At 68.7% G+C, this 25,566-nt stretch carries 22 protein-coding genes; 6 read left to right on the forward strand and 16 right to left on the reverse strand.

The features are described 5' to 3' along the window. The first annotated feature begins 398 nt into the window (after window positions 1-398). Both JHW38_RS16445 and JHW38_RS16450 read left to right on the forward strand, forming a co-directional pair. Entirely contained in the window at window positions 399-617 is a 219-nt protein-coding gene (locus tag JHW38_RS16445; protein ID WP_207522407.1) for a hypothetical protein, read from the forward strand. A 449-nt stretch (window positions 618-1,066) separates the two neighbouring features. After that, window positions 1,067-2,983, forward strand: coding sequence for a M4 family metallopeptidase (locus JHW38_RS16450; RefSeq protein ID WP_207522408.1), 1,917 nt, complete (start codon window positions 1,067-1,069; stop codon window positions 2,981-2,983). Between the two features lie 346 nt (window positions 2,984-3,329). Here the strand turns inward: JHW38_RS16450 and JHW38_RS16455 are convergent, their stop codons facing one another. The 3 genes from JHW38_RS16455 to JHW38_RS16465 all read right to left on the reverse strand — a co-directional run bounded on the left by JHW38_RS16455 (window position 3,330) and on the right by JHW38_RS16465 (window position 6,449). Continuing rightward, window positions 3,330-4,421 carry a lysozyme inhibitor LprI family protein gene (locus tag JHW38_RS16455; protein ID WP_207522409.1) on the reverse strand — a complete coding sequence of 364 codons (1,092 nt, stop codon included), beginning with the start codon at window positions 4,419-4,421 and terminating at the stop codon, window positions 3,330-3,332. Between the two features lie 14 nt (window positions 4,422-4,435). After that, window positions 4,436-5,269, reverse strand: a complete 834-nt coding sequence (locus JHW38_RS16460) for a lysozyme inhibitor LprI family protein (RefSeq protein WP_207522410.1) — start codon at window positions 5,267-5,269, stop codon at window positions 4,436-4,438. Window positions 5,270-5,546: 277 nt separating this feature from the next. Continuing rightward, a complete protein-coding gene (locus JHW38_RS16465; protein WP_207522411.1) occupies window positions 5,547-6,449 on the reverse strand; it encodes a LysR family transcriptional regulator in 903 nt (300 codons plus the stop codon). Between the two features lie 137 nt (window positions 6,450-6,586). On the opposite strand from JHW38_RS16465, the gene JHW38_RS16470 reads away from it, so the two are divergent. Next, window positions 6,587-8,152 carry an MFS transporter gene (locus JHW38_RS16470; protein WP_207522412.1) on the forward strand — a complete coding sequence of 522 codons (1,566 nt, stop codon included), beginning with the start codon at window positions 6,587-6,589 and terminating at the stop codon, window positions 8,150-8,152. 90 nt (window positions 8,153-8,242) lie between these two features. Here JHW38_RS16470 and JHW38_RS16475 read toward each other — a convergent pair whose 3' ends face one another. Together JHW38_RS16475 and JHW38_RS16480 are read right to left on the reverse strand one after the other, a co-directional pair. Next, window positions 8,243-9,346, reverse strand: coding sequence for a PA0069 family radical SAM protein (locus JHW38_RS16475; RefSeq protein WP_207522413.1), 1,104 nt, complete (start codon window positions 9,344-9,346; stop codon window positions 8,243-8,245). 383 nt (window positions 9,347-9,729) lie between these two features. Next, window positions 9,730-10,503 (reverse strand): SIMPL domain-containing protein, encoded by a 774-nt coding sequence (locus JHW38_RS16480; protein WP_207522414.1) that lies wholly within the window; start codon window positions 10,501-10,503, stop codon window positions 9,730-9,732. Between the two features lie 260 nt (window positions 10,504-10,763). On the opposite strand from JHW38_RS16480, the gene cls reads away from it, so the two are divergent. From cls to JHW38_RS16495, 3 genes are all read left to right on the forward strand, one after another. After that, window positions 10,764-12,200, forward strand: a complete 1,437-nt coding sequence (cls, locus tag JHW38_RS16485) for a cardiolipin synthase (RefSeq protein WP_207522415.1) — start codon at window positions 10,764-10,766, stop codon at window positions 12,198-12,200. Window positions 12,201-12,549: 349 nt separating this feature from the next. Continuing rightward, the gene (locus JHW38_RS16490) at window positions 12,550-12,816 is read left to right on the forward strand and encodes a hypothetical protein (protein WP_207522416.1); all 267 of its coding nucleotides are present in this window, start codon (window positions 12,550-12,552) and stop codon (window positions 12,814-12,816) included. A 109-nt stretch (window positions 12,817-12,925) separates the two neighbouring features. After that, the gene (locus JHW38_RS16495; protein ID WP_207522417.1) at window positions 12,926-13,681 is read left to right on the forward strand and encodes a pyridoxine 5'-phosphate synthase; all 756 of its coding nucleotides are present in this window, start codon (window positions 12,926-12,928) and stop codon (window positions 13,679-13,681) included. A gap of 510 nt (window positions 13,682-14,191) precedes the next feature. Here JHW38_RS16495 and JHW38_RS16500 read toward each other — a convergent pair. The 11 genes from JHW38_RS16500 to JHW38_RS16550 form a co-directional block, all read right to left on the reverse strand. Beyond that, window positions 14,192-14,500, reverse strand: coding sequence for a hypothetical protein (locus tag JHW38_RS16500; RefSeq protein ID WP_207522418.1), 309 nt, complete (start codon window positions 14,498-14,500; stop codon window positions 14,192-14,194). Between the two features lie 1,114 nt (window positions 14,501-15,614). Continuing rightward, entirely contained in the window at window positions 15,615-16,022 is a 408-nt protein-coding gene (locus JHW38_RS16505; RefSeq protein ID WP_207522419.1) for an ExbD/TolR family protein, read from the reverse strand. Window positions 16,023-16,253: 231 nt separating this feature from the next. Further along, entirely contained in the window at window positions 16,254-16,670 is a 417-nt protein-coding gene (locus JHW38_RS16510; RefSeq protein WP_074871298.1) for an ExbD/TolR family protein, read from the reverse strand. A gap of 15 nt (window positions 16,671-16,685) precedes the next feature. Next, the gene (locus tag JHW38_RS16515; protein WP_096376159.1) at window positions 16,686-17,099 is read right to left on the reverse strand and encodes an ExbD/TolR family protein; all 414 of its coding nucleotides are present in this window, start codon (window positions 17,097-17,099) and stop codon (window positions 16,686-16,688) included. A gap of 42 nt (window positions 17,100-17,141) precedes the next feature. Next, the gene (locus tag JHW38_RS16520) at window positions 17,142-17,891 is read right to left on the reverse strand and encodes a MotA/TolQ/ExbB proton channel family protein (RefSeq protein ID WP_057949725.1); all 750 of its coding nucleotides are present in this window, start codon (window positions 17,889-17,891) and stop codon (window positions 17,142-17,144) included. 84 nt (window positions 17,892-17,975) lie between these two features. Then, window positions 17,976-18,653: an energy transducer TonB gene (locus JHW38_RS16525; RefSeq protein ID WP_207522420.1), complete on the reverse strand. Its 678-nt coding sequence runs from the start codon at window positions 18,651-18,653 to the stop codon at window positions 17,976-17,978. A 146-nt stretch (window positions 18,654-18,799) separates the two neighbouring features. Continuing rightward, window positions 18,800-20,011 carry a tetratricopeptide repeat protein gene (locus JHW38_RS16530; RefSeq protein WP_207522421.1) on the reverse strand — a complete coding sequence of 404 codons (1,212 nt, stop codon included), beginning with the start codon at window positions 20,009-20,011 and terminating at the stop codon, window positions 18,800-18,802. A gap of 137 nt (window positions 20,012-20,148) precedes the next feature. Further along, entirely contained in the window at window positions 20,149-20,952 is an 804-nt protein-coding gene (locus JHW38_RS16535) for a M48 family metallopeptidase (RefSeq protein ID WP_207522422.1), read from the reverse strand. A gap of 98 nt (window positions 20,953-21,050) precedes the next feature. Further along, window positions 21,051-21,962, reverse strand: coding sequence for a CPBP family intramembrane glutamic endopeptidase (locus tag JHW38_RS16540; protein ID WP_207522423.1), 912 nt, complete (start codon window positions 21,960-21,962; stop codon window positions 21,051-21,053). Next, window positions 21,895-24,327: a DNA topoisomerase (ATP-hydrolyzing) subunit B gene (gene gyrB, locus JHW38_RS16545; RefSeq protein WP_207522424.1), complete on the reverse strand. Its 2,433-nt coding sequence runs from the start codon at window positions 24,325-24,327 to the stop codon at window positions 21,895-21,897. The genes JHW38_RS16540 and gyrB overlap by 68 nt, the downstream gene beginning before the upstream one ends. Before the next feature lie 147 nt (window positions 24,328-24,474). Continuing rightward, window positions 24,475-25,545, reverse strand: a complete 1,071-nt coding sequence (locus JHW38_RS16550; RefSeq protein ID WP_207522425.1) for a DUF5694 domain-containing protein — start codon at window positions 25,543-25,545, stop codon at window positions 24,475-24,477. Window positions 25,546-25,566: the final 21 nt, after the last annotated feature.

The following is a 25,566-nucleotide window of genomic DNA, read 5'->3' on the forward strand; positions in this document are numbered from 1 at the left end:
ACAGGCGGCGTTCAGTCGCATGAGCGGGGTTGGGGGTTGGGGAACTGAGGTGGCGCGGCGAGGGTGCACAGCGCGGGTCGGGGCGGGCTGAGGGCCTCATTGCGTTGGTTGAGGTTCGGATGTTTTGCCGGGGGGGTCAGCGCGAAGCGCTTGCGGATGCGTTGGCCGCAGCGCGGTCTCGACCCGCGATCAGAAATTTCCTACAGCGCGCCTGCGAGTCTTCCGAGGGTAAAAGACTGTGGCTTGCGTCACCTTATGCGCGCCCCGGCAGCCTCACTCATGCGCCGGCAACGGACGCCGCTCTTGGCCAGCGCATCGGCCAACCGATGGGTCGCCGCCTTGAGCAAGCGGTCAAGCTGGGTCGGGGCCTCATTCGTTCGCCATCCACGCGGGGCGTCATGGTCTTCACCGTGCAACTCAACGAATCCACCTACCACGGCCGCACGCTGTCGTGCGACGTGGCCGACGCGCGCTTCGACGATGCCGCCTCGGCGTCGGCCGCCGCCAAGGCCGAAGCCTTCGATCTGTCGATGCAGCTGCGCGTGGCGGTGGCGATCCGCATCTTCGAAGACAGCCGCATTTATCTGTCGCACATCATGCCGGCGCCGCAGCGCTGAAACGGCCGCAGGTTTTCTTTGACCGCAACGCTTCGCTGCGCAACGCAGCGACTGCAGGAGCGACGCGAGTCGCGACCACGAAGTTCGCGCTCGCGCCGAAACGTTCGTCGTAGCGGTTTTTTCGCGGTCGCGGCTTGCGCCGCTCCTACAGGGCGAACCCGCGGTTCGCATCGTCCGTCGGCCTTCGCGCTCTTAGACGCGCATCCCATTTCTTCGATCCCACCTGCCTTCTTTGCGTAACAAAGGTGGGGGGATACGCATTGCGCCGCGTTCGCAGCTATGGGGAAACGCTGCAACGGATGCGCCTTCACTCGTCGTAAGACGCCGCCGTCAGGCACCAATGACTCCCTGCCGTTGTGCAGTAACGCCGCAGACGCGACTCGATTCGCGCACCGGCGATTTGCGTTCTTTTCTCTCTTTCGCTTTGCATGACTCGGAGACCCAACGCTATGTCGATCAAGCACAAGGTGCTCACCGCATCGATTCTTCTGGCCATCACCGGCACCACCGCGACCGCGCTGGTGGTCGCGCAGCGCGACGCCGGCGGCGCGTCCGGCAACGCTCAGGCCAATGCCCAAGGCGGCGCCGCGAACGCTCACGCCGCCGCGCAACGCAGCGCGCACGCGCCGGCCGCGCACGCGACCCTCGAACAGCCCTTCGCCGACGCCTCGGCGCGCTCGGGCGCGACCCCGCAGGCGCAGCTCGACACCCATCCGGCGGTGCAGCGCGCGCGCGAATGGCTGCAGGCCGACAAGGCCCGCAGCGCCGCCGCGCAAGGCCTGTCCGGCGGCGCCGGCGCCGCCGCGCTGGCGGCGGAAAGCTACAAGCCGCGCGACGTCATCGTCGAAGCCGACGGCAGCGAACACGTGCGTTTCCAGCGCGATTACCAGGGCCTGCCGGTGATCGGCGGCGATCTGGTCACCCACGCCAAGAACGGCCTGCTGACCTCGATCAGCAAGACCCTCGACCTGACCCTCGGCAACGGCGGCGCCGCGCCGAACGCGAAGCTCTCGTCCGCGCAGGCCATCGCCGACGCCGGCGTGCACTTCGCCGGGCGCTTCCTCGAGCAGCCCAAGTCGCGCATGGTCTACTTCGCCAAGGACAACCAGCCCACGCTGGCCTATGAAGTCACCTTCCGCGGCCTCAACAAGGCGCAGCGCCCGGTCCACGACCTGATCTACGTCGACGCCGGCAACGGCGGCCTGCTCGGCCGCGACAGCCGCATCTACAGCGCCGAAAGCACCGAAACCTACGGCTACACGATCACCCGCGGCAAGGTGAACATCACCACCGCCAAGGTCAGCGCCGCGGAAAGCGACGGTCGCGGCGCGGGCTATCTGCTGCGCGACGACAAGCGCGGCGGCGGCAGCACCCACAACACCGGCGGCACCGTGGTCGACCTGATCTTCGGCGGCGGCGACTTCAGCGCGCCGGCGATGTTCGATGCCGACAATGTCTGGGGCAACGAGCAGATGACCAACATCGAGCGCACCGGCGTGGAAGCCCACTACGGCGTCGCCCGCACCTGGGACTACTACAAGAAGTTCTACGACCGCGTCGGCATCTTCGGCGACGGCCTCGGCGTGCAGAGCTTCGTCAACGTCACCTTCAGCTACTTCGGCATCTTCGACCTGGGCGGCACCAACGCGTTCTGGGACGGCGACGCCAAGCGCATGGTCTACGGCAACGGCGATTTCGGCGTGTCCAATCCGGTCGTGGCGATCGACGTGGCCGGCCACGAGATGTCGCACGGCGTAACCCAGGCGACCTCGGGCCTGCTGTACTCCGGCGACGCCGGCGGCCTCAACGAAGCCAACTCCGACATCCACGGCACCCTGGTCGAGTTCTTCGACAACAGCCCGAAGGATCCGCCGGATTACCTGATCGGCGAGAACGTGAACCTCGACGGCACGCCGCTGCGCTACATGTTCAAGCCGAGCCTGGACGCGGACGCCGACGGCAACGGTTCGTTCGACTGCTACCCGGCCGCCGGCTTCACCGAGGAAGACCCGCATTACACCTCGGGCATCGGCAACCACTTCTTCTACCTGCTGGCCGAAGGCCAGAAGGTGCCGAAGTCGCACCGCAAGACCGTGCTGCCGTCCGACCTGGTGTGCAACGGCGCGACCGGCCTGAAGGGCCTGACGCCGGTGGTCGCCGGGCAGATCTGGTACCGCGCCAACACGCTGTACCTGACCTCGCAGGCGAGCTACCCGGATGCGCGCGTGGCGACCCAGACCGCGGCCCAGGACCTGGTCGACCGCGGCCTGCTCAAGGCCAGCGCGGTCAAGACCGTGGCTTGCGCGTGGGAAGCGGTGAACGTGGGCTTGCCGGAAGGTTCGAACGCGGTCAACTGCAAGAACTGATCGTGCGGGCGGCGCGGCCTTCGGGCTGCGTCGCCTGATGCATCGGCGGTAAAGAAAAAGCGCCGGGACTTCGGTCCTGGCGCTTTTGTTTTTGCGTGCGGGCGACGGGCAGGAAACGGCAACGACGAAGCGCGGCAGGCGAGGCGGCTTGCGACTGCGCGGTCGCGGCTCGCGCCGCTCCTACAGTGGGGGCTTCCAATCCTTCGGCGAACTGCGAGGCAGCGACTGTAGGAGCGACGCGAGTCGCGACCGCGAAACTGGGCCGACGGCGCAAGCTTGCGACCCCGCGGTCGCGGCTTGCGCCGCTCCTACAGGCAGGCATCCGACATGCGTTGGATGCAGGCGCTCAACGCGCCGGCGCAGTCGTCTGGAAATACCAGCCGTCCAGCGTGCCGTTGTGCCCGCAGAATTCCGACATCGGATGCGGCTGGCCGTTGCTGTCGAGTTCGCGCACGCGCAAGCCGGCGCCGACGCGGGTCAGCTCCAACGCGCTGCCGTCGTCGCCGGCACGTGCGACCACGCGCGCTTCGCTGCCGCCGCCGGAGACCTCGGCGTCGCAGACCCAGCGCCCGTCGAGCGGGTGGGCCGCGTTGCCGCGCACCACGTAGACGCCCTTGGTGTCGCGGCGGATTTCCAGGCCGCCGGCGAAGTTGTTCCAGTCGCCGAGCAGGCCCTCGCGGGGACGCTCGCGAATACGCTCCAGTTCCTTGAGCCGCCCGTCGAGTTGATCGCGCAGCACCTTGCCGCGTTCGCCGCGCTCGGCGTTTTCGTACGCGGCGTCGCGCACGCTCATGAAGTAGCGCTGGTCCTCGCGCAATCCCTGCCCGGCTTCGCCGCCGAAGCCTTGCAGCAAGTCGGCGTAGCGGTGCGCGATCGCCGAGTCCGCGCGCGCGGCGGCCGGGTCGGCGCAGATCGCGCGCTCCACCGGCGTCCTGGCTTTGGCGCAATCGAACGAGGGCTGCGGCTTGCCGTCGTCGAAGAACGCGTAGGCCGAGAAATCCACCGCGTCGGCCTTGGCGCGCGGAATGCGGCGATAACGCGAGCCTTCGTCGATCTTGCTCTGGCAACTTTTCGTCGCGGCGCCGACCCATTGCAGCTCGGCGCCGCATTGCAGCAGGTAGTCCGGTTGTTTCGACGGCGTGCGCGGTTCGCAGCCGTTGGCGCTGATCGAACAACCTTCCGGGTCGAACTCCACGCGCCCGTCGACCAGCCGCCCCTTGAACAGGTTGGTGCCGCCGCTGTTGCTGGCGCGCCAGTTCCACGCGCCGCGGATCTGCGCGCCGCGCTGTTCCAGTTGCAGGCTCTGGCACCACAGCTCGCCCTGGTAGCGCTGGCAGGATTCCCAGAAGCCGTCGAACGACGCCGCCGGCGCGGCATGGGCGAACATCGGTGCGGCCGACAGCAGCGCGGCGGCGGCGATACGCGAAAACTTGCTCATGGAAGCGTCCTGCCTCAGGAATAGAACGGAATGCGTTGCAGCTTGTAGACGCCGTCGACGCGCTTGAACACGCGCTGGCTGTGGATATCGTCGTTTTCGAGCAGATATTCGCCCGGCTCGATCACGCCCGGCGCCTGCACCTCGCCGTTCTCGTCCTCGCCCGAATCGAGCTTGCGCGAGTAGCCGCGCACGCGGTTGGCCTTGAGCGCGGCGCGCACCGCGGCGGTGACGATGCGGTCGTACTTGGCCACCGCCTCGGCTTCGTTGCGCGCGCTGGCCGACTGCTTGCGCTGCTGCGCGTCGCAGGGGTCGTTGCCGGGCAGGCAGCTGCTGCCGCGGCTGAAATCGGCGAACGGCTGCGCGGTCATCTTCGCCACCGCGGCGCGGTCGTCGGCGGCCACGGCCTTGCGCAGATCGGCGATGAAGACCTTGAAATCGCCGTGGCGGTCGAAGCGGTAGTCGTTCTTGGGTTTCGCGGCGGCGGCCGGCTCCGGCGGCAAGGCCTGCGCCCAGTCGCGGCGCATCTGCGCGATGCGTTGCTGGTACGCGTCGCGGATGCAGGCCGGATCGCGGCATTCGTTGCGCCCGGCCAGCCAGCGCGCGTTCTCGGCGGCGATCGGATCGACCTGGCGGCCGGTGTCGCCGTCGACGCCGCGGGTTTCGGCGCGGATTTGTTTGTAGAGCTCGTTCATTTCGCTGTCCAAACGCGACAGCTCGGCGTCGGCGCAGATCGTTTTCTCGACCTGGGTGCGCGCGCGGCGGCAATCGAAGCCGGCGGCCTGGCTCACCGCGGCGACGGCGAGCAGGGCTAGCGCCGCGCAAGCGCGGAAAGTAGCGGATCGGAACATGCGGAATCCTTGCGGCGGGGAGAGGGAAGCGCGAACGGCCGGGCACGCCGCGCGCGGCCGCGAGCGGGCGCGGCCGAAGCGAGGAAGAAAGCGTGCGGGCGACAGCGGGGGCATGGGCATCCTTGCGCAGTCCGGCGGTTCGGCGGATACGGCGGCGCGCCCGGTGCCGCGGCGCGCTGGCGGCATTGTCGGCGAGGCCGCGCGCGCCTGCCAGCGCGGACGCGATGCGGCCACGATCGGGCAGGTCGCGGGCCCGCCGCTCATCCGGTCTGTCGGCTCACGCGATCGGCTTGTGCCGGAACAAGCGCTCGCCGATGAAGTCGAGGAACACCCGCAGCTTCGGCGACACGTGCCGGTGCGCCGGCCACAGCGCCCAGAACTGGCCGCGCTGGGTTTCGTAGCCCGGCAGCACGCGTTGCAGGCGGCCGGCGGCGAGGTGCTCGCGGACCAGGAAATCCACCGAGTACACGATGCCCAGGCCATGCACCGCGGCTTCGACCGCGGCCTCGCTGTTGTTGCACACCAGCGCCGCCGGCAGGTGCGGCGCGGCCTCGCCGGGTTCCAGCTTCAACGACCATTCCTGCAGCTTGCCGCTGTTGGCGAAACGGAAGTGGATGCAGTCGTGCCCGGCCAGATCGGCCGGCACGCGCGGTTCGCCGCGGCAGGCCAGGTACTCCGGCGCGGCGCACAGCATGAAGCAGAACGGGCCGAGCCGGCGCGCGCGCAGGCGCGAGTCGGGCATGTCGCCGCTGCGGATCGCGGCGTCGAAGCCGCCGTCGATGACGTCGACGATCTGGTCGTTGAAGTCCAGTTCCAGCTCGACTTCCGGATAGCGCTTGTGGAACTCGCCGAGCACCGGCACCAGGAAGCGGTAGCCCACGGTCGGCAGGGCGATGCGCAGGCGTCCGCGCGGCGCCTGCATGGCGTGGGTCAACGCGGCCTCGGCGTCTTCGAGTTCGTCCAGCAGCGGCTTGCAGCGCTCGTAGAACTGGCGGCCCTCCTCGGTCAGCTGGACGTTGCGGGTGTTGCGCTGGAGCAGGCGCACGCCGAGCTGCTGCTCCAGCCGGGCCACGCTCTTGCCGACCGCCGAGGACGAGACCCCGAGCTGGCGCGCCGCGGCGACGAAGCTGCGGGCGTGGGCGGTGCGCACGAAGGCGAGCAGGCTGCCGAGCTTGTCCATGCGGCGGATCCCCAGGGGAGGGTGGGTGCGAGGCCGCCATTATGTCCGTTTGCTCCATAAAGCTTGAACCGCAGTGGTGTTTTTCACCGATTGCGGCACTCCTAAGCTGGTCCACCGTCCCCCACGGCCTACCCCGCATGTCCGTTTCCGCCTCTCCGGCCGAGCCCGCCTCCGGCCGCCACGACCGTTTCTGGATCCTCGGCGCCATCTGCCTGGCCGGGCTGGTGCTGCCGCTGAGCTTCACCGCGCCGCCGGTGGCGATCCCGGCCATCGCCGCCGAGCTCGGCGGCAGCCCGGTGGCGCTGAACTGGATGACCAACGCCTTCATGCTCGCCTTCGGCAGCTGTTTGATGGCCGCCGGCACGCTCGCCGACACCTACGGCCGCAAGCGCGTGTTCGCCACCGGCATCGTCGCGTTCGCGCTGGTCTCGCTGCTGCTGGCGCTGGCGCCGAGCCTGGCCGCGCTGAACGGCCTGCGCGTGCTGCAAGGCGTCGCCGCGGCGCTGGCGCTGGCCGGCGGCAATGCCGCGCTGTCGCAGGAATTCCACGGCCCGGCGCGGATCCGCGCCTTCAGCCTGCTCGGCACCGCATTCGGCCTCGGCCTCGCGTTCGGGCCGAGCCTGGCCGGCTGGCTGGTGCAGACCCAGGGCTGGCGTTCGGTGTTCCTGTCGAGCCTGGCGATCGCGGTGCTGGCGACCTTGTTCGGGGTGCCGCGCATGCGCGAATCGCGCGATCCCGATGCCGGCGGCCTGGACTGGCGCGGCAGCCTGAGTTCGACCGCGATGCTGGCTTCGCTGACCATCGGCGTGCTCGAAGCGCCAGAGCGCGGCTGGGGCGATCCGTGGGTGCTCGGCGCGCTGATCGGTTCGGCGTTGCTGCTGGTCTGGTTCGTGCGCATCGAAACGCGCGCGGCGCGGCCGATGCTGGACCTGAGCCTGCTGCGCTATCCGCGCTTCGTCGGCGCGCAGTTGCTGCCGATCGGCACCGGGCTGTGTTACCTGGCCCTGATCGTGCTGCTGCCGGTGCGGCTGATCGGCATCCACGGGCTCGGCACGCTCGACGCCGGGCTGATGATGATCGCGCTGTCGGCGCCGATGCTGGTGGTGCCGATGGTGGCGGCGGTGCTGAACCACCGCGTCGCCGCCTCGACCCTGTGCGCGGCCGGCCTGTTGCTGGCCGCGGCCGGCCTGGCGTGGCTGGGCTGGGCCGCCGGGCGCGGCGAGGTCGCCGGGCTGATCGCGCCGATGCTGTTGATCGGCACCGGCTCGGCGATTCCGTGGGGCCTGATGGACGGTCTGGCGATCAGCGTAGTGCCGAAGGAACGCGCCGGCATGGCCGCCGGCGTGTTCGGCGCCAGCCGCGTGTCCGGCGAAGGCATCGCCCTGGCGGTGGTCGCCGCGGCCCTGGCCGGCCTGTTGCAGTGGCGGCTCGGCCACGCCGGCGCCGCCGCCGGCGAGGCCCTGAACCAGGCCGCGCAACGGCTGGCCACCGGCGACGCCGCGCGCGCGCAGGCGCTGCTGCCGCAGTTCGCGCCGGCGGCGTTGCGCGCGGCGTACGACGGCGCGTTCGCGTGGCTGATGTATGCGCTGGCCGGCGCGACCGCGGTGGTGGCGTGGGTGGTGTATGCGCTGCTCGGGCCCGCAGCGGAGCCGGCGCCGGCCGACGCGGCGGGCGCGGCCTTGTGCGAGGACGCGGCGGGCTGAGAGCGTTCGGGCGCAGAAGGGCCTTCGGGCCCGACGCTGCGCGCCCGCACCGTCAGTTGTGGATAACGCCGTGCGGCCGATCCGCGTCGGTCAGAACAGCTCCATCTGCGGCGTCGGCTTGCGCGGCGCGACGAACCGGCTCGTATCCAGCGCCGGCAAGCGGTCGAAGCCCAGCCGTCGCCAGCTCTTGCGGAAGCGCTGCTCGATCAGCTGCGCGAACGGCCCTTCGCCGCGCATGCGATGGCCGAAACGGCTGTCGTAATCCTTGCCGCCGCTCATCTGCTGGATCAGGCTCATCACGTGCGCGGCGCGGTCGGGGTAGTGCAGTTGCAGCCAGTCGCGCCAGACCTGCTTGAGCTCGTGCGGCAGCCGCAGCAGCACGTAACCGGCCGCGCGCGCGCCGGCCTCGTGCGCGGCGTCGAGGATGCGCTCGATCTCGCCGTCGTTGATCATCGGAATCACCGGCGCCACCATGACCCCGACCGGCACCCCGGCCTGGGCCAGCGTGCGCATCGCCTTGAGCCGCGAATGCGGCGCCGAGGCGCGCGGCTCCATCCGCGCGGACAGCTGGTTGTCGAGCGTGGTCACCGAGAAGTACACCGACACCAGCCCGCGCTGCGCCATCGACGCCAGCACGTCGACGTCGCGCACGATCGAGGCGTTCTTGGTGATCAGGCTGAAAGGGTGCGAACACGCGTCGAGCACGTCGATGACCCCGCGGGTGATGCGGTAGCGGCGCTCGATCGGCTGGTAGGAATCGGTGTTGATGCCCAGCGCGATCGGCGCGCAGCGGTAGCCCGGGCGCGCCAGCTCGTTCTGCAGGCGCTCGGCGGCGTTGGTCTTGGCGAACAAGCGGGTTTCGAAATCCAGCCCCGGCGACAGTTCCAGGTAGGCGTGGGACGGACGCGCGAAGCAGTAGACGCAGCCGTGCTCGCAGCCCCGATAGGGATTGATCGACTGGCCGAAGGCGATGTCGGGCGAATCGTTGCGGCTGATGATGCTGCGCGCGGTTTCCTCGCTGACCACGGTGTCCGGGCGCGAGGCGAGCTCGGCGTCCTCGTAGACCGAGCCCCAGCCGTCGTCCTCGCCATGGGCGGTGCGCACGGCGAAGCGGCCTTCGACATAGCTGGCCGCGCCGCGGCCCTTGATCGCCGCCGGCTGCATCGAGATCTGGGTTTTGCGCGCCGAATCCATGCGCCCCAGCCTAAGCCCGCGGCGTCGCAACAGACGCGACGCTAGAACGCGGGCTGTGGATAAGACCGGCTACCCGGGCTGTGGACAACCGCTCAGGCAGATGAACGAGCGCGGGCTTATCGACAGCACTTATCCCCAACCCGCCCCGTTCAGGGAAACCCGCGCGCTGGTTCGCTTTGCGCGGGTTTACCCACATCGCTGACCACGAGTTATCCCCAAGCTTCTCCAGCGTTCCATTTTGCGCAGTTTGCCGCCCCAACGCGGCCCCCAAACCTTTGCAGGAGCGACGCGAGTCGCGACCGCGAAACCCGACCGACGGCGCAAGCCCGGAGCCCCACAGTCGCGGCTCGTGCCGCCCTTACACAGGACCGCAGCCGCGCCGCTCACTCGATCGCAAAACTCGCCGACACCGTCGCATTGACGCTGATCTGACCGACCGCCAGCGTCGCGCCATCGTCCTCGCCGCCCTCGTCGCCGGCTTGCTGGACCACGTTCTGCATCATCTGCCCGCCGCCGGCGCCGCCCCAGCCGCCGCCGCGCCACCAGCCTCCGGAATACGACTCCGAGACGCTGTAGACCGCGCCGCGCCGCACGCCGAGTTCGTGCGCCAGCGCGTCGGCCTTGTCCTGGGCCGCGCGGATCGCCAGCGCGCGCGCGGCGTCGCGGTGCTTGCGCAGCTGCGAGGTGCGGAACTCGATCCCGTGCACGTGCTGCGCGCCGTTGGCCAGCAGCCCGGCCAGCACGCTCTCGTAGGCGCCGATCCGGGTCAGGCGCACGCCGATGCTCTTGCGCGCGACGTAGAACTCCGGCGTCAGCCGCGCCACGACCTTGGTGCTGTTGTCGTACGGATAACGCGGCTCGATGTTGACGTAATCGGTCTGCACGTCCTTGTCCGGCACGCCGCTGGCGCGCAGGAACGCCAGCGCCTTGGCCACGTCGGCGTCGTTGAGGCGCTTGGCCTCGGCCAGCGCGATCGCGCGCGACTCCACCCCGACGCTGATCAGGACCTCGTCGGGCGGCACCTTGATTTCGGCCGAACCCGACACGTTGAGACTGCGCCGCTCGGGCGCCGGCAGTTCGGAAAAGCGCGGCACGGCCGCGGACGGCGCGGCGATCAGGATCGCGGACAGCAACAGCCACCAGGCGGGACGCGGCATGGGACTTCCTCCTTGAGATGGGAACCGGTGAGATCCACCAACGCGCGCCGGCTGCGGCCGGGGTTAGCGCGGCGATCGGCGGCGAAGCGGCAAGCATCGCGGCGCCTGTTGTGGATAACCTGCCATCCCCGACGCGGCCGCGCGCGAACCCCGCGCGTGCCGCACGCAGCGACCGCACGCACACTTTGCGCCGCAACCCGCGCGGGCTAGCCTAGCGCGGCGCCGGCCGCGGCCGCGCCACCTTCCGATGGAGCTTCGCCGTGCCCGAATCGCTGACCGCGCTGTGGCAAGACCTGGTCCGCATCCCTCACCTGGGCCTGTACCTGACCGCCGGCTGGGCGGTGTACCTGTTCTGGCTGGGCACCTGGATCGTCCTGCAAAAACGCGAGCCGGTGGCGACCCTGAGCTGGTTGTTCAGCCTCGCCCTGCTGCCCTACATCGGCTTCCTGATCTATTTCTTCTTCGGCCCGCAGCGCATCCACCGCCAGCGCCTGCGCCGGGTGCGCGCGCGCGCCGCGCTGCCGGCGCCGCCGCCCGGGCTGACCCCGTCGCCGGAAGCGATCGAACTGGCGCGCCTGGGCCAGGCCACCACCGGCCTGCCGCCGACCACCGCGACCGACGCGCGCCTGCTGATCGACGGCGGCGCCAAGTACGAATCGCTGCTGGCCGACATCGCCCAGGCGCGCGAGCACATCCACCTGGAGTACTACATCTACCAGCCCGACGGCATCGGCACCGCGCTGCGCGACGCGCTGGTCGAACGCGCGCGCGCCGGGGTCAAGGTGCGCCTGCTGCTCGACGCGGTCGGTTCCGGCAGCACCTCCAAGCGCTTCCTGCAGCCGCTGCTCGACGCCGGCGGCGAAGCGGCGTGGTTCCATCCGATGAAGCTGCGCTGGTTGTGGCACCGGCCGTGGCTGAACCTGCGCACCCACCGCAAGATCGTCGTCGTCGACGGCCGCATCGGCTACACCGGCGGCATCAACATCACCGACGAGGAGGACGAGCGCGCGCGCAAGGACGCCTACCGCGACCTGCACCTGCGCCTGGAAGGCGATGTGGTGCGCGAGCTCGAACTGGTCTTCATCGAGGACTGGTGCTACGCCACCGGCCAGCCGCCGCTGAAGCAGCTGCATCTGGCGCCGCAGCCGGGCACGATCGCCGCGCAGGTGGTCAGCTCGGGGCCGGACTCGAACTGGGAAGCGATCCACCGCATCCACGTCGGCGCGATCCACGCCGCGCGCACGCGGGTGTGGCTGGTGACGCCGTACTTCGTCCCCGGCGAAGCCGCGCGCATGGCCCTGACCTCGGCCGCGCTCGGCGGCCTGGACGTGCGCCTGCTGGTGCCCAAGCTCAGCGACAGCCGGCTGGTGACGTATGCGGCGCGCTCCTACTTCGACGAACTGCTCGAGGCCGGGGTCAAGATCCACGAGTACGGCCCGCGCATGCTGCATACCAAGGCGCTGCTGTGCGACGACGAAAGCGTCGTCATCGGTTCGGCCAACTTCGACCACCGCAGCTTCCGGCTCAACTTCGAGATTTCGGTGATGTTCTACAACGCCGACCTCGGCGGCCGGCTGGCGGCGCTGATCGAGCAGGAATGCTCGCGCGCGCCGCGGGTGCGCAACGACCGCAACCGTTCGCTGTGGCGGGTGCGGCTGCCGGAGGCGCTGGCGCGGTTGGTGTCGCCGTTGTTGTAGGCGCGGCAGGGCGTCGGGCTGGCGCCGGACGGCGCAGGTCGCGGTCGCGGCTTGCGCCGCTCCTACAGTCGGATTTCCAGCGATGTCGCGCCTGCTCCCTGTAGGAGCGGCGCAAGCCGCGACCACGTCCCCCCGGCCTCGCGCCGAACCCCTCCCGCCAGCGTATTCATCGCCCCGACGCCCGCCGACTCCGCCCCGATGTGCCGGCGGTCGCAGCCGCGCACCGCTGCGGCTGTAGCCTGCCGCGGTCGCACGCTACACTCGACCCGGGCCCGTCCGAGGCCCCCGGCCGGCCGATCGCGACCGGCCCGGACAGGGGACCGCCGATTTCGTCAGGGAGCACGCCGCAATGCCTTGGGTTTATCTGCTGCTGGCCGCCGCCGCCTTCGGGCTGGCGCTGAAGACCACCTCGCCGCCGCTGATGGCGGTCGGCCTGCTGGCCGCGCTCGGGCTGTTGATCGCCGGGGTCATGGGCCTGCTGGCGCGGCGCCTGGACAACAGCAGCCGCGACGTGTCGTCGATGATCGATCCGGCCGAACTGCGCCGCCTGCGCGAGCAGGCCGAAGCGCGCAAGCTCGCCGCCGCGGCCAGCCAGTCGGAACCGCCGCAGCGCTGAGTCCGCCGGATCCGGGCCGCCGGCCCGGCCGACGCTTGTCCACAGGCCGCATCCGCGGCGGCCAGATTGCGCACTCGCCGCCGGCTGCGGCGCACGCTAGGCTTTGGCCATGACCGTCCTCAGCGTCAACGTCAACAAGATCGCGGTACTGCGCAATTCGCGCGGCGGGTCCGAGCCGGACGTGGTGCGCGCCGCGCGCGCCTGCCTCGACGCCGGCGCCCACGGCATCACCGTGCATCCGCGCCCCGACGCGCGCCACATCCGCGACTACGACGTGCTCGCGCTGGCCGAACTCGCGCACGCGCGCGGCGTCGAGTTCAACATCGAAGGCAATCCGTTCGCGCCGCCGCGCGCCGGCTACCCGGGCCTGCTCGAACTGTGCCGCCAGGCGCGTCCGGCGCAGGCGACGCTGGTGCCCGACGGCGACGACCAGCTCACTTCCGACCACGGCTTCGACTTCGAACGCGACGCCGCCGCGCTGCGCCCGCGCATCGCCGAACTGGGCGAACTCGGCTGCCGCGTCAGCGTGTTCGCCGACGCCGACCGCGACGGCATCGAACGCGCCGCCGAACTCGGCGCGCAACGCGTCGAGTTGTACACAGGCCCGTTCGCCGAAGCCTTCGCCGCCGGCGACGCCGGCGCGGCGCTGGCCGAGTTCGCCGCCGCCGCGCGCCGCGCCCAGGCCGCCGGCCTGGGCGTCAACGCCGGGCACGACCTCAGCCAGGCCAACCTCGGCGCGTTCCTGCGCGCGGTGCCGAACGTGCTGGAAGTGTCGATCGGCCACGCGCTGATCAGCGAGGCCTTGTACGACGGCCTCGATGCGACGGTCCGCGGGTATCTCGCGGCGATGGCCGGCGCTCGCTGAAACGCTTCGGCGGCGGCTGGATCGATCGGCCGCCGACGCGAGTCGGCTCGCATCCCGCAACTTATCCACCGCGCAGCGCTGCGTAGTTGGCGATGCGTTTTCGATTCGTACCTGCGCGTGGATGCCGCCACGCTGTGGGTAAGTCCGCGTTCGGCGACGCGCAGCGTCGCGCTCACGAACGCTTCTGTGGACAAGTCGTTTCCGCGAAGGCGTCTGTGGATAGATGATGCCGCGCAGTCGGCGACGCACCCCGTCGACGACTGCGACAAGAACGACTTGTGGACAAGACTGCGCGGCATATTCGCAGAGTGCTGCGCATCAAGCGTTTCAACGGCGTCGCCCTGCAGTGTGCGAGCTGTGGACAAGCGCGCGGCCAGGACTCGATCGTCGGTGGTTCGCGGTTGCGCGTCTTGCGGCAGCGACAGACTGCATTCGACTGATCGCAGCGGCTTGTGGACAAGTATCGATAGCGCTTCCGGTGTACACCAGCGCGCGGCTTGCTTCGTCGTTCTATCCGCCGATGATCTGCACGGTCGTTGCGTCTGCTTCGATGCTGCCGGCATGCCGGCTGTGGACAAGTTCGAAGTACGCCGTGCGCGCGGTCTCGCGTGCGATCGCGGCGACTCGACCGGCATGGATCGCGCGGTCTGCGGATGATCGGCGCCACTGCCGCATCGATTCCGATCGCCTCGCGATGCGGCCTGTGGACAAGCTCGAGTCGCGCAGCATGCATGCCGCGCCGCGCGCGATCTCGGCCGTTCCATCAGCATCGACCACAGTTTTTTCGCCCTGCCTTCTTTGGATAATCCGCGTCGTCATCGCATCGGCGCCAAGGCCGCCGCGATGCGGCCAGGCAAGCGACTGTCGCTTGCAAGGCTGTGGACAAGTGCGCGGCGCGACGCACCGCGCAACGAGAGCCGTCTCCATCGCCGTCACGACAGACTCGGACAAGTGTCCGCTGAGACTGCGATGAACCGCTCAGCGCAACGCCAGTAGCGACGCTGCGCCAGCGCACATGCGGCCCGGCCGGCTTGTGGACAAGTCTTGTCATAAGTGCTCGCGCGTACCGAGCGAAACCCGCGTTTTCCAGGCCTTTTTTGCGGGTCCGCAGCGATTGCGGATGCGGTGTGGACAACTGTTCGGACAGTTCACAAATCCGCCCCAGGCGAGATCGGCATGGCCCCGTGTTGCCTGCGACGGTAGCGAGCCATCGATTGCGGACAATGCGCAGGCGCATCGTTTCGCCACACAGGGTCGAATGCATCGCACCCCCAGCCGTGGACGTCGGGCCGCCGAGCGCGGGTGTTCGTCGCAGCGACGTAGACAAGTCCACAGCGAGTCGCAGCGGTGCGCGCTTCCACGCGGTCCCGAAAATCGGGCGCAGCTCTGTGGACAATCAGATCTCGTAGCGGGCATCGAGCGTTGTCGCCGGGCCGTCGAAACGCATCGCTCTGGGGGTACGTCCATGCGCACAGGCTTGTGGGCAATTCGCACCGGTTGGTGGCGATCGAACGTTCCGCGCTGTACAGCACACCGCATCGCATCGCTCCGATATGCGACGCGGCGAGCCGACCTTCCGTTATCCACAACGCGGCGATGCCCGCTCGACGAAAAGTCCGATAGCGGTTATCCACATGCGTCCTCACGTTCGAAGCGGAGGCGCGAGGTACGCGCTTATCCACAGTCCGAATCACCCGCAGACCGCACCGACGCTCTCCTCATCGCGCGGCTGTGGACAACATCCGCAGCGCTCACGCCGAGCCATTCGCGGATCGGCCGTGGCATCGCGTCGCATGCGCCCGGTACGAGCCCGCGACGCGGTCATGCCCGGCAGCAAAGCTTGTGGACAAGCCTCGCCGCACACGAAAACGGCCGCGTCTTCGGCGGCCGTCTCCGGTTCCACGTGGCGCCGCGCGTCGGGCGGCGAAGCGGTCTAGCGTGTGGACAAGTTGCGGATGCCGGCTTCGTCCGCGGCCGACAAGGCGTGAGCGAAGGCCTGGTAGTCGGCATCGGCGTTCGCGCTCACCGTCAACACGGTGTCGGGACGGTCGGCGGCCAGCGCCGTCAGCGCCGCGGACAGCTGCGCGCGCGTCATCGGCCGGCCGTCGAGGACGAAGCTGCCGTCCTGGCGCACGTTCAATTCGGCCTTCGGGGCCTCCTTGACCGGATGCGGGTTGGGGGAGGGCAGGCTGAGCTTGAGCTGCCCGGTCAGCGCTGGCGCGGTCACCATGAAGATGATCAGCAACACCAGCATCACGTCGACCAGCGGGGTCACGTTGATCTCGGCGACGGTCTCGTTGCGGTACCGGCCTGACGAAGCGGAATACGCGGAAACGGCCATGAGCTACCTCCATCCTTGGGGCGGGATACCCGGCTCGACGGTAATCCCGCGGCGGCCGGGTGCGCAAGTCGTCGCATTTCGGCGCCGACCGCGCCGGGTCGGCTCGGCGTGGCCGATCGCGGCCACGGACTTGCCCACACCCCATCACCGGCGCCCCGACAGGCGGCCGCATAAAAAAACGCCGCCCGGTTGGGCGGCGTTTCACGACGGTAAGCGTCGGTTCCGAACGGATTACTTCTGGACGAAACCGATCTTTTTCATGTCTGCGTTTTTGGCGTAAGCCAGCACCTTGGCGAGCACGCCGTATTCGGCGTCTTCGTTGGTGTCGATTTCTAGCAGAGGTTGGTTCGTGGGATCGCGCTGCACCGTTTCGTTCATCATCCCCGGGATCGCCGCGAGCGGCGTGGGGTTGTTGTTCCAGAACACCTGGCCGGTCGCGTCGATGCGCAAGGCGATCGGCGGCGGCGGCTCGGAGGTCTGCGGCGGCGGGTTGAGCGTCGGCTGCGGAAGATTGACGTCGATCGGATAGGACACCGTCGGCGCCGTGACCATGAAGATGATCAGCAGCACCAGCAGCACGTCGACCAGCGGGGTGACGTTGATGTCCGAAATCGCGCCGCTATCGGAGGAGTTGTTGCTGAAAGCCATGTTCCCGATCTCCGATTAGCGTTCTTTGATCGCGACGAAGCCGACCTTACGCATGCCTTGCTTCTGCGCGATGGTCACCACGTTGTTGATCGTGCGGTACTTGGTGGTGCGGTCCCCGCGGACGTTGATCGGCGGCTGCGGGGTCTTCTGCGCTTCGACCGAAAGACGGCTTTCCAGCTGGTCGGCGGTGATCGGCTCGTCGTTCCAGTAGATGTGACCGTCTTCTTGGATCGCCAAGGTGATCGGCGTGATCTTCGGCGCTTCCTCGATCTTCTTCAGCGTGGCTTCGGGCAGCTTGATTTCGACCTTATGCGTCATCAACGGCGCCGTGATCATGAAGATGATCAGCAGCACCAGCATCACGTCCACGAGGGGCGTGACGTTGATTGTGGCCATCGGGCCGCCGGTGTCGCCTGAACTAAAGGCCATGTCCGAACTCCAGGAGCTACGCTAAATGGGGAGGCGTGGTAATTAGCGCTTGTTCGACACTTCGCCGACGCGCGAGCCGGTGGCGAAGAAGTCGTGCAGGTCGTGCGCGAAGGTGTCGAACTTGTTGTTCGTGACGCGGTTCAGGCGCACGAAGAAGTTGTACGCGAGCACCGCCGGGATCGCGACGAACAGACCGATCGCGGTCATGATCAGCGCTTCGCCGACCGGGCCGGCGACGGCCTGGATCGAGGACTCGCCCGAGGCGCCCAGGCGCAGCAGCGCGTGGTAGATGCCCCACACGGTGCCGAGCAGGCCGACGAACGGCGCGGTCGAACCGACGGTGGCGAGCACGGTCAGACCGGCTTCCAGACGCGAGCTCTCGCGGGTCACGGCCTGACGCAGGGCGCGATCGACGAACTCCGAGCGGTTCAGCGACTCGACCAGGCGCGAACCTTCGTGGCGCTGGTGGTGAGCGGCGGCCTGGGCGGCGTCGAGGGCGATCTTGGAGAACGGCTCGCTGCGCGGCTGCTCTTCCATGTAGCGGATCGCGTCCTGCGCGTTCGGGGTTTCCCAGAAGGTGCTGACGACGCGGTCCGAGGAACCGCGCAGGCGCAGGTTCTTAACGAAGTTGATGACGATCCAGTAGACCGACAGAACCGACATCAGCGTGAGCGTGATGAACACGATCCAGCCGACGAGATCGAAGTTCTGCAACAGATGCGAGAAGCTCATCTGCTGGAGCGCTTCAGCGTTGGAGCCTCCGGCGGCGGCGGTGGTGGTTTGCTGCAGCATGACGCTTACCTTTGAATGTCGTGGAAAGGAAGAAAGGTTTTACGCGGAACGAACGACACAACTAGCTGGTCCAGCCGACCCCGATCAGGTCGGCGGGACGAAGTCCACGGGCACTCGGACGCGACTGGCGACCGGCTGACCGTTTTTCATTTCGGGGTTGAAGCGCCACTTGCGCGCGGCGTCCATGGCCGCTCGGTCCAGGTTGCGGTTGCGGCTGGACTTCTCGACCTGCACGTCCAGCACGTTGCCCTGGCCGTCGATGCTGATCACGAGGACTACGGTGCCGCCCACGCCCTGACGGGCTTCGGTCGGCGGGTACTTCGGCGGGTTCAGGCGGCGCGAGGACGGATCCACGCTCGAACCGATATCGCTGGCCACGGCGGGCGGCGACGGCGGAGCCGGCGGCGGCGCGGGCGGATCGATCGGGCTCGGATCGACGTTCTCGATCGGCGGCTGCTCCGGCGGCGGCGGCGTCGGAGTCGGTCGCGGCGGCGACAGCTCCTTCGGCGGCTGCTTGATTTCCTTCGGCGGCTCCGGCGGCGGCGGCGGCGGCGGCGGGGGCGGCGGCGGCGGCTTGATGATGTTCACCATCGTCACCTCCTCCTTGTCCTGCTGCTGGGCGGGCGGAGTCATCGGGGCCAGCAACAACAGCAGCGCCGCAGCATGCACGGCGATCGCGCAGGTGATACCGGCAATACGTGCCCAGTTCAGCCCTTCGCGGTCGTCATCTTTCCTAACTTGGAGTTCGAGGTCTTGCGTCATGCCGTCAGCTCGGGAGGTGTTACCGGACGCCTGGGCGCCGCGGGCCATCGTTCGGTTCCTGCAACCGTTTCCAGTCGCGGGAACCTCCTAGCATATACCAAACCGCGTCACAGGTTTACAAGCGCGGATGGGCCTGCACGCTGAAATTACTTGCCTTTCAGCGCGAGAATCTTTTTGGCGTCGTCGGGCTTTTTCACGCCCTTCGCGATCGCCTGCTTGGCGGCTTCCTTGGCCTCGGGAATGCGGTCTTCCTGCCACAGCACGCGGGCGAGATTCAGGTACGTCTCACCGTCCGGCGCGAGCGGAGCCGCCTTCTTGTACGCGTCGATCGAGGGACCGGTCTGGTCGGAGTAGTAATAGGCCTGGGCCAGCGCCACGTAGGCCTGGTAGTCGGGCTTGAGGACGCCCTTCTGCAGACCTTCGTTGATCACTCCGATCGCCTCCTTCTCTTTCTTGTCGAGATTGAGGTAGGTCGAATACAGCTGACGATAGTCCTTGTCTTCGGTGAACTGGCCGGCGGCGCGCATCTTCTCCATCACCGCGGCGGCCTTGTCGAGCATGTCGGACTGCGAATAGACCGCGGCGACGTTCATCTGCGCGCGCTTGTCGTTCGGATTCTTGGCGGCGATCGACTCGGCGACCTTGGCCGCCTCGGCGCCCTGGTTGTTCTCGACGTAGGCGGCCATCAGCAGCTGCAGCCATTCCTGCTTGGGCTCCGGCGACGCGTCGACGGCCTGCTTGATGACCTTGGCCGCGTCCGGGTAGCGCTCCAGGCGGTACAGCGCATTGCCCTTGACGATCAGGTGCTCGGGCTTGGTGCTCTTGGACTCGTTGAGGAAACGGTCCATCGTCGCCAGCGACTCGGCGTACTGCTCTTCCTGCAGCTGCAGCTGGGCCAGGACGAACATGCGGTCGAAGTGGGCGTTGTTGTCGAGGCCGTTGATCTCGATGGCCTTCTTCAGGTACTCGATCGCCGCCTTGTTGTCGTCGGCGTCGTACGCGACCTGGAAGCCGATCTGCGCGGCGAAGGAGCGTTCGTAAGGATTGAGACCGGTGTCGGCGATGATCGCGTCGGCCTGGCTGCGGGCCTCCGGGAACTTCTCCTTGTCGAACGCGTCCATCATCTTCTGCAGCTTGGCGCCGCCCTTCGACGAGGCCTTGGCTTCCGGCGCGGTGCGGGTCGCGTTCGGGTACTGGTTTTCCTGCTTGGCGGGCTTGCCGCTGTCCTTGGCCGCGCGGCGCTGGGCGCTGCGCTCGGAGGCGGTCTGGGCGTTGACCTGGGTCACGGCACCGAACACCAGCACCGCACCGATGGCGGCGGCAAGCAGGGTGCTGCGACGGGTGGGTTGCTTGTTCATCGACTCACCTTTTCAAGGGGCTCAGAGGCCGCAGACCGGGGCCTCGCGGCGGACCGGCGCAAGGCCAAGGGGCCGCCAACCTAACAGAAACTTGGGCCTGCGCGATACGGGTTCGGGCTGCCTTTTTCACATGTTCATCATCCACACCTGGGCGTACGGCCGGACGCCCGGGCCTGCTCGTAGACCGGGACCAGGGCGCCGGCGCGGGCGTTCAGTTCGTGGATGCGCGACTGCGGGTCGGGGTGGGTCGACAGCCACTGCGGCGGGCGCGAACTGCTGGCCGCGATCATGTTCTGCCACAGGTCCACGGCCTGCCTCGGGTCGTAGCCCGCCTGTGCCATAAGTCGTTGACCCACCACGTCCGCCTCGCTCTCCTGGGTGCGCGAACCGGGCAGCAGGAAGGCGGTCTGCAGGGCCGCGCCGCCGAGCTGGCTGGTCGCGCTGGCGGCGCCGTCGCCGTAGCGCGCGCCCATCAGGCTGCCGAGGATGTTGAGCGCCACCTGGCTGCCCATCTGGCGGGTGATGCGCTCGTCGTGATGGCGCGAAACCACGTGGCCGATTTCGTGCGAAATCACCGCCGCAAGTTGGTCCTGGTTCTTGGCGACGGTAAAAATTCCCGTGTTTACGCCAACCTTTCCGCCAGGAAGGGCAAAGGCGTTGGGGGAACTATCGACGAACACGGCCACTTCCCAATTCGCCTGCCACGCCGGCGGCAGTTCGCGCGTGATCGTGTTCACCACGCAGCGCACGTAGGCGTTCTGGCGCGCATCGGTGCTGATGCGCTCCTTCTTCTTGGTTTCGGCGAAGGCCTGCGCGCCCATCTGGTCGAGCTGGGCCTGGGAGACGCCGCCGACGTGCTGGGTGCGCCCGGTGGGCGACGTGGTGGTGGCGCAGGCCGCGACCGCCGCGGCGATCGCGAGCCCGAGCAGGATGCGTTTCATTGCCGGTGGTCCCCAAAGCGATAACGGCTTTGTAGCCTTGCCCGGATTAACGGATCGTCAATAGCGGTACGGGCTGCGGCCCGGCGCGGATGCGCGGCTCAGGGCCCGGCCATCAGCGCCAGGCAGGCGATGAGGTTGTTGCCGGCGTGGACCAGGTACGAAGCCCACAGGCTGCCGGTGCGGCGGTAGACCAGGGCGAACACCGCGCCCATCAGCGCATACACGGCCCACAGCACCAGCACGCCCCAGCCGCGGCCGGCGCCGAGGCCGGGCGGTTCGTGGACCAGGGCGAAGGCGACCGAGCTCAACACCAGGCCAAGCCACGGCCGGCCCGCGGCCCACAGCCGGCCGAACAGCACCCGGCGGAACAGCAGTTCCTCGTACGCCGGCGCGATCAGCACCGCGAACACCAGCCACAGCCCGGGCTGGGCGCGCAGCGGGTCGCTGAGGACCTGGTTGGTCGGGGTCGCGTCGATGCCCAGCAGTTGGGTCATCCGATCGGCCATGTAACTGAACCATAGCAGCACGATGACGGCTGTTAGGATCAGCATCCAGGTAGATGGCCGCAACAAGGCCCGCCACGCGGCGCGCCGCTCGACCGCGTTCGCAGTTCGACGAAAGTAGTAGACGATCAGGGCCGCAAAAGCGGTCGCGGCGAGGCCGATCAGCAGCGAAATCGACGTGGGCGGGCCGGCGTGCGCGGAAGTCGCGCCGCGCAGCCCCTGGACGAAGCCCCAGCCGACCGTGCCGAGCACCGATCCGCCGGCCAGCAGGCACAGCCACAGCAGCAGGTCGAAGGCGAAGCCGGCCAGCGCCGGCAGCAGCGGTGCCGGCGTGGAACCTACGGTGTTGGGGAGAGCGTCCGCTTCGCCCGCGAGCGCGGGCGAGGGATCGGCCGGCGCGGCCGTGGCGGCGCCGGCGAGGCTTGAACCCGGCGCGGGCTCAGACGTCGAGATTGGCCACCTTGAGCGCGTTGTCCTCGATGAACTCGCGCCGCGGTTCGACCACATCGCCCATCAGCGTGCTGAAGATCTGGTCGGCGGCGACCGCGTCCTCGATCCGCACCTGCAGCAGGCGGCGGGTTTCCGGATTGACCGTGGTATCCCACAGCTGCTCGGGGTTCATCTCGCCCAGGCCCTTGAAGCGCTGGATCTGGCGGCCTTTCTTGGCCTCGTCCATCAGCCAGGCCTGCGCCTGGGCGAAGCCCGAGACCGCCTGGGCGCGGTTGCCGCGCACGATCTGCGCGCCGTCGCGCACCAGCCCGTGCAGCAGCGCCGCGGCTTCGCGCAGCGCGCGCAGCTCGCCGCTTTCGAACGCGGCCAGCGGCAGCACCTGGGTCAGCTCCTGGCCCATGTGGGTGCGCTTGAGCAGCAGCGCGGCCTGACGCGTTTCGTTGGCGCGATGCAGGGTCAGCTCGTAGCGCGGACGGCCCAGGCCGGATTCGTTGAAGCGCTTTTCCAGCCCGCCGAAATCCGGCGTGTGGTTGAGCAGGTAATCGGTGTCGAGCTTGGTGTAGTCGATCAGCGCGGTCAGCACGTTCGGATCGTAGCGATGCGAATTGCGCGCGATGGTTTCCTTGGCCGCGGCGTACGCCAACAGCAGCTTCTCCAGCGCCGCGCCTTCGATCGGCGGTTCGCCGTCGGCCGGAATCAGGCCGGCGCCCTCGACCGCGTTGCCGGCCAGGTACGCGTCGAGCGCCGCGTCGTCCTTGAGGTAGATCTCGTTCTTGCCCTGCTTGATCTTGTACAGCGGCGGCAGGCCGATGTAGATGTGGCCGCGCTCGATCAGCTCCGGCATCTGCCGGTAGAAGAACGTCAGCAGCAAGGTGCGGATGTGCGAGCCGTCGACGTCGGCGTCGGTCATCAGGATGATGCGGTGGTAGCGCAGCTTGTCCGGGTTGTACTCGTCCTTGCCGATGCCGGTGCCCAGCGCGGTGATCAGCGTGCCGACTTCGGCGCTGCCGAGCATGCGGTCGAAACGCGCGCGCTCGACGTTGAGGATCTTGCCCTTGAGCGGCAGGATCGCCTGGGTCTTGCGGTTGCGGCCCTGCTTGGCCGAGCCGCCTGCGGAGTCGCCCTCGACGATGAACAGTTCCGACAGCGCCGGATCCTTTTCCTGGCAGTCGGCGAGCTTGCCGGGCAGGCCGGCGATGTCGAGCGCGCCCTTGCGGCGGGTCAGGTCGCGCGCCTTGCGCGCGGCTTCGCGCGCGCGCGCGGCGTCGATGATCTTGCCGGTGATCGCGCGCGCTTCGTTGGGATGTTCCTGCAGGAATTCTTCCAGGCGCGCGCCGAAGGTGCTTTCCACGACCGGACGCACTTCCGAGCTGACCAGCTTTTCCTTGGTCTGCGACGAGAAGCTCGGGTCCGGCACCTTCACCGACAGCACCGCGATCATGCCTTCGCGCATGTCGTCGCCGGACAGCGAGATCTTCGCCTGCTTGGCGATGCCGCTCTGCTCGATGTAGTTGGTCAGCGTGCGCGTGAGCGCGGCGCGGAAACCGATCAGGTGGGTGCCGCCGTCCTTCTGCGGGATGTTGTTGGTGAAGCAGAACATCGTTTCCTGATACGAGTCGGTCCACTGCAACGCGACGTCGACGGTGATGCCGTTCTGTTCGCCGGACACCGAGATCACGTGCGGATGCAGCGGCGTCTTGACCTGCGCGAGATGCTCGACGAAGGAGCGGATGCCGCCTTCGTACTGGAACACGTCGCGGCGGCCTTCGCCGCGCTCGTCGATCAGGGTGATCTTGACGCCCGAGTTGAGGAACGACAGTTCGCGCAGGCGGCGCGCGAGGATGTCGTAGTGGAACTCGACGTCGGTGAAGATTTCGACCGCCGGCTTGAAGCGCAGCGTGGTGCCGCGCAGGTCCGAGGCTTCCAGCTGCTTGAGCGGATAGACCGGCTCGCCGAGCGCGTATTCCTGCTGGTAGTGGTGGCCGTCGCGCCAGATGTCCAGCCACAGGCGTTCGGACAACGCGTTGACCACCGACACGCCGACGCCGTGCAGGCCGCCGGAGACCTTGTAGCTGTTGTCGTCGAACTTGCCGCCAGCGTGCAGCACGGTGAGGATCACCTCGGCCGCGGAGACGCCTTCTTCCTTGTGGATGTCGACCGGAATGCCGCGGCCGTTGTCGTAGACCGAGACCGAGCCGTCGGTCAGCAGGGTCACGACGACATCGTCGGCGTGGCCCGCGAGCGCTTCGTCGATCGCGTTGTCGACGACTTCGAACACCATGTGGTGCAGGCCGGTGCCGTCGTGCACGTCGCCGATGTACATGCCGGGCCGCTTGCGCACGGCCTCCAGGCCGCGCAGCACGGTGATCTTGCTGGAGTCGTACGAGGTCGAGGGCGGAGTCGGAACGGTTTCGTCGGTCATTCGCTTCGGGTCGGCTGCAAAGGCTGGCTGGGCCCGGTCGGAAACGCGTGGCCCGGCCAGACATTAGCTATTGGGATCCAGACGAAATTATAGCACTTCGCGCCCCCTCCCCTGTGGGTACCCAGCCCCGGACGCCTGGATGGCCTCTCAGCGCGTCCCAGGCGCGAGCAGAGCCTGGACGTCGACCACGTCGACGTCGTGCATCTGCCGCAGATACGCGTCGAGATAAGCCTTGTGCGAGGCGCCGACGACCTGCAGCACGCGCACGCCGGGGCGGTTGCCGAAGGCTTCGCGCAGGCTCGCGGCCATGCGCAGATTGCGTGCCTCCCACCACGCCACGTACTGGCGGCCGTAGCGCTCGGGCGAGGGCTCGCGCAGGGCGGCGCCGAAGTCGGAATCGATGCCGCCGAGCTGGGTGGCGGGGCGATTGAGGAAGCGGTAGAGCCCGAGCAGGTCGCCGCGGTCGGTATAGCCCTGTTCCTCGGCGATGAAGGGGTACGCCGAGGCCTTGCGGACCGCGCCGATCGCGTCCTGGAAACCCGGCCCCATGTCGGCGAATACGCGGTCGGCGCTGTGATCGTCGATCGCGTAGACCCGTTGTAGGCCCAGGCGCGCGGCCAGGGCCGCGCCGATGCGGTAGTTCTCGTTGCGGGCCGTGGTGGCGAGGGCGCCCAGTTGCTCAGTCAGCGCCGCATCGAGGCCGTCGCCGGCGCGGCGTTCGGACGGCGGCAGTTGCAGCCACTGGACCAGGGCCGAGGCGCGTTCGCTCGCGGCCAGCAGCAGCGAGGCGAGGCGACGGCGCTGGGCCGGGGTCGGCTGCGCCGGCCAGTCGGCGTAGCGGCGGCGCACTTCGGCGACCGCGGCCGGGACGTCGAGGCCGGTGGCCTTGCGCGCGGCCGCGGTGTCGGCGCAGTAGGTGTCGTCCGCGCCGTCGAACAGCGGTTGGTAGCGCCTCAGGTGATCGCATCCTTCGCCGGACACGGCCTCGATGGCGACGATGTCGGGCTTGAACGCCGCCAGGCGCTCCAGCACCGGCTCGAGCCGGGTCAGGTCGTAGTCCTTGGGCAGGCCGCTGAGGTGGGCGGTGCCGAGCACGGCGACCTGGGTGCGCGGGCCGGCGCTGCGGCGGCTGAGTTCGGACAGATCGACCTGGGCCGGCGCCGGCAGGGTGGCGACAAGGGCGAACAGGCCGAGAACGGCGGAAAGAACGGACTTCACTCCCTGAATCCCCTGGCTGGA

The sequence above is a fragment of the Lysobacter enzymogenes genome (genome assembly GCF_017355525.1).
In the GTDB taxonomy this organism is placed as follows: Bacteria; Pseudomonadota; Gammaproteobacteria; order Xanthomonadales; family Xanthomonadaceae; genus Lysobacter; species Lysobacter enzymogenes_C.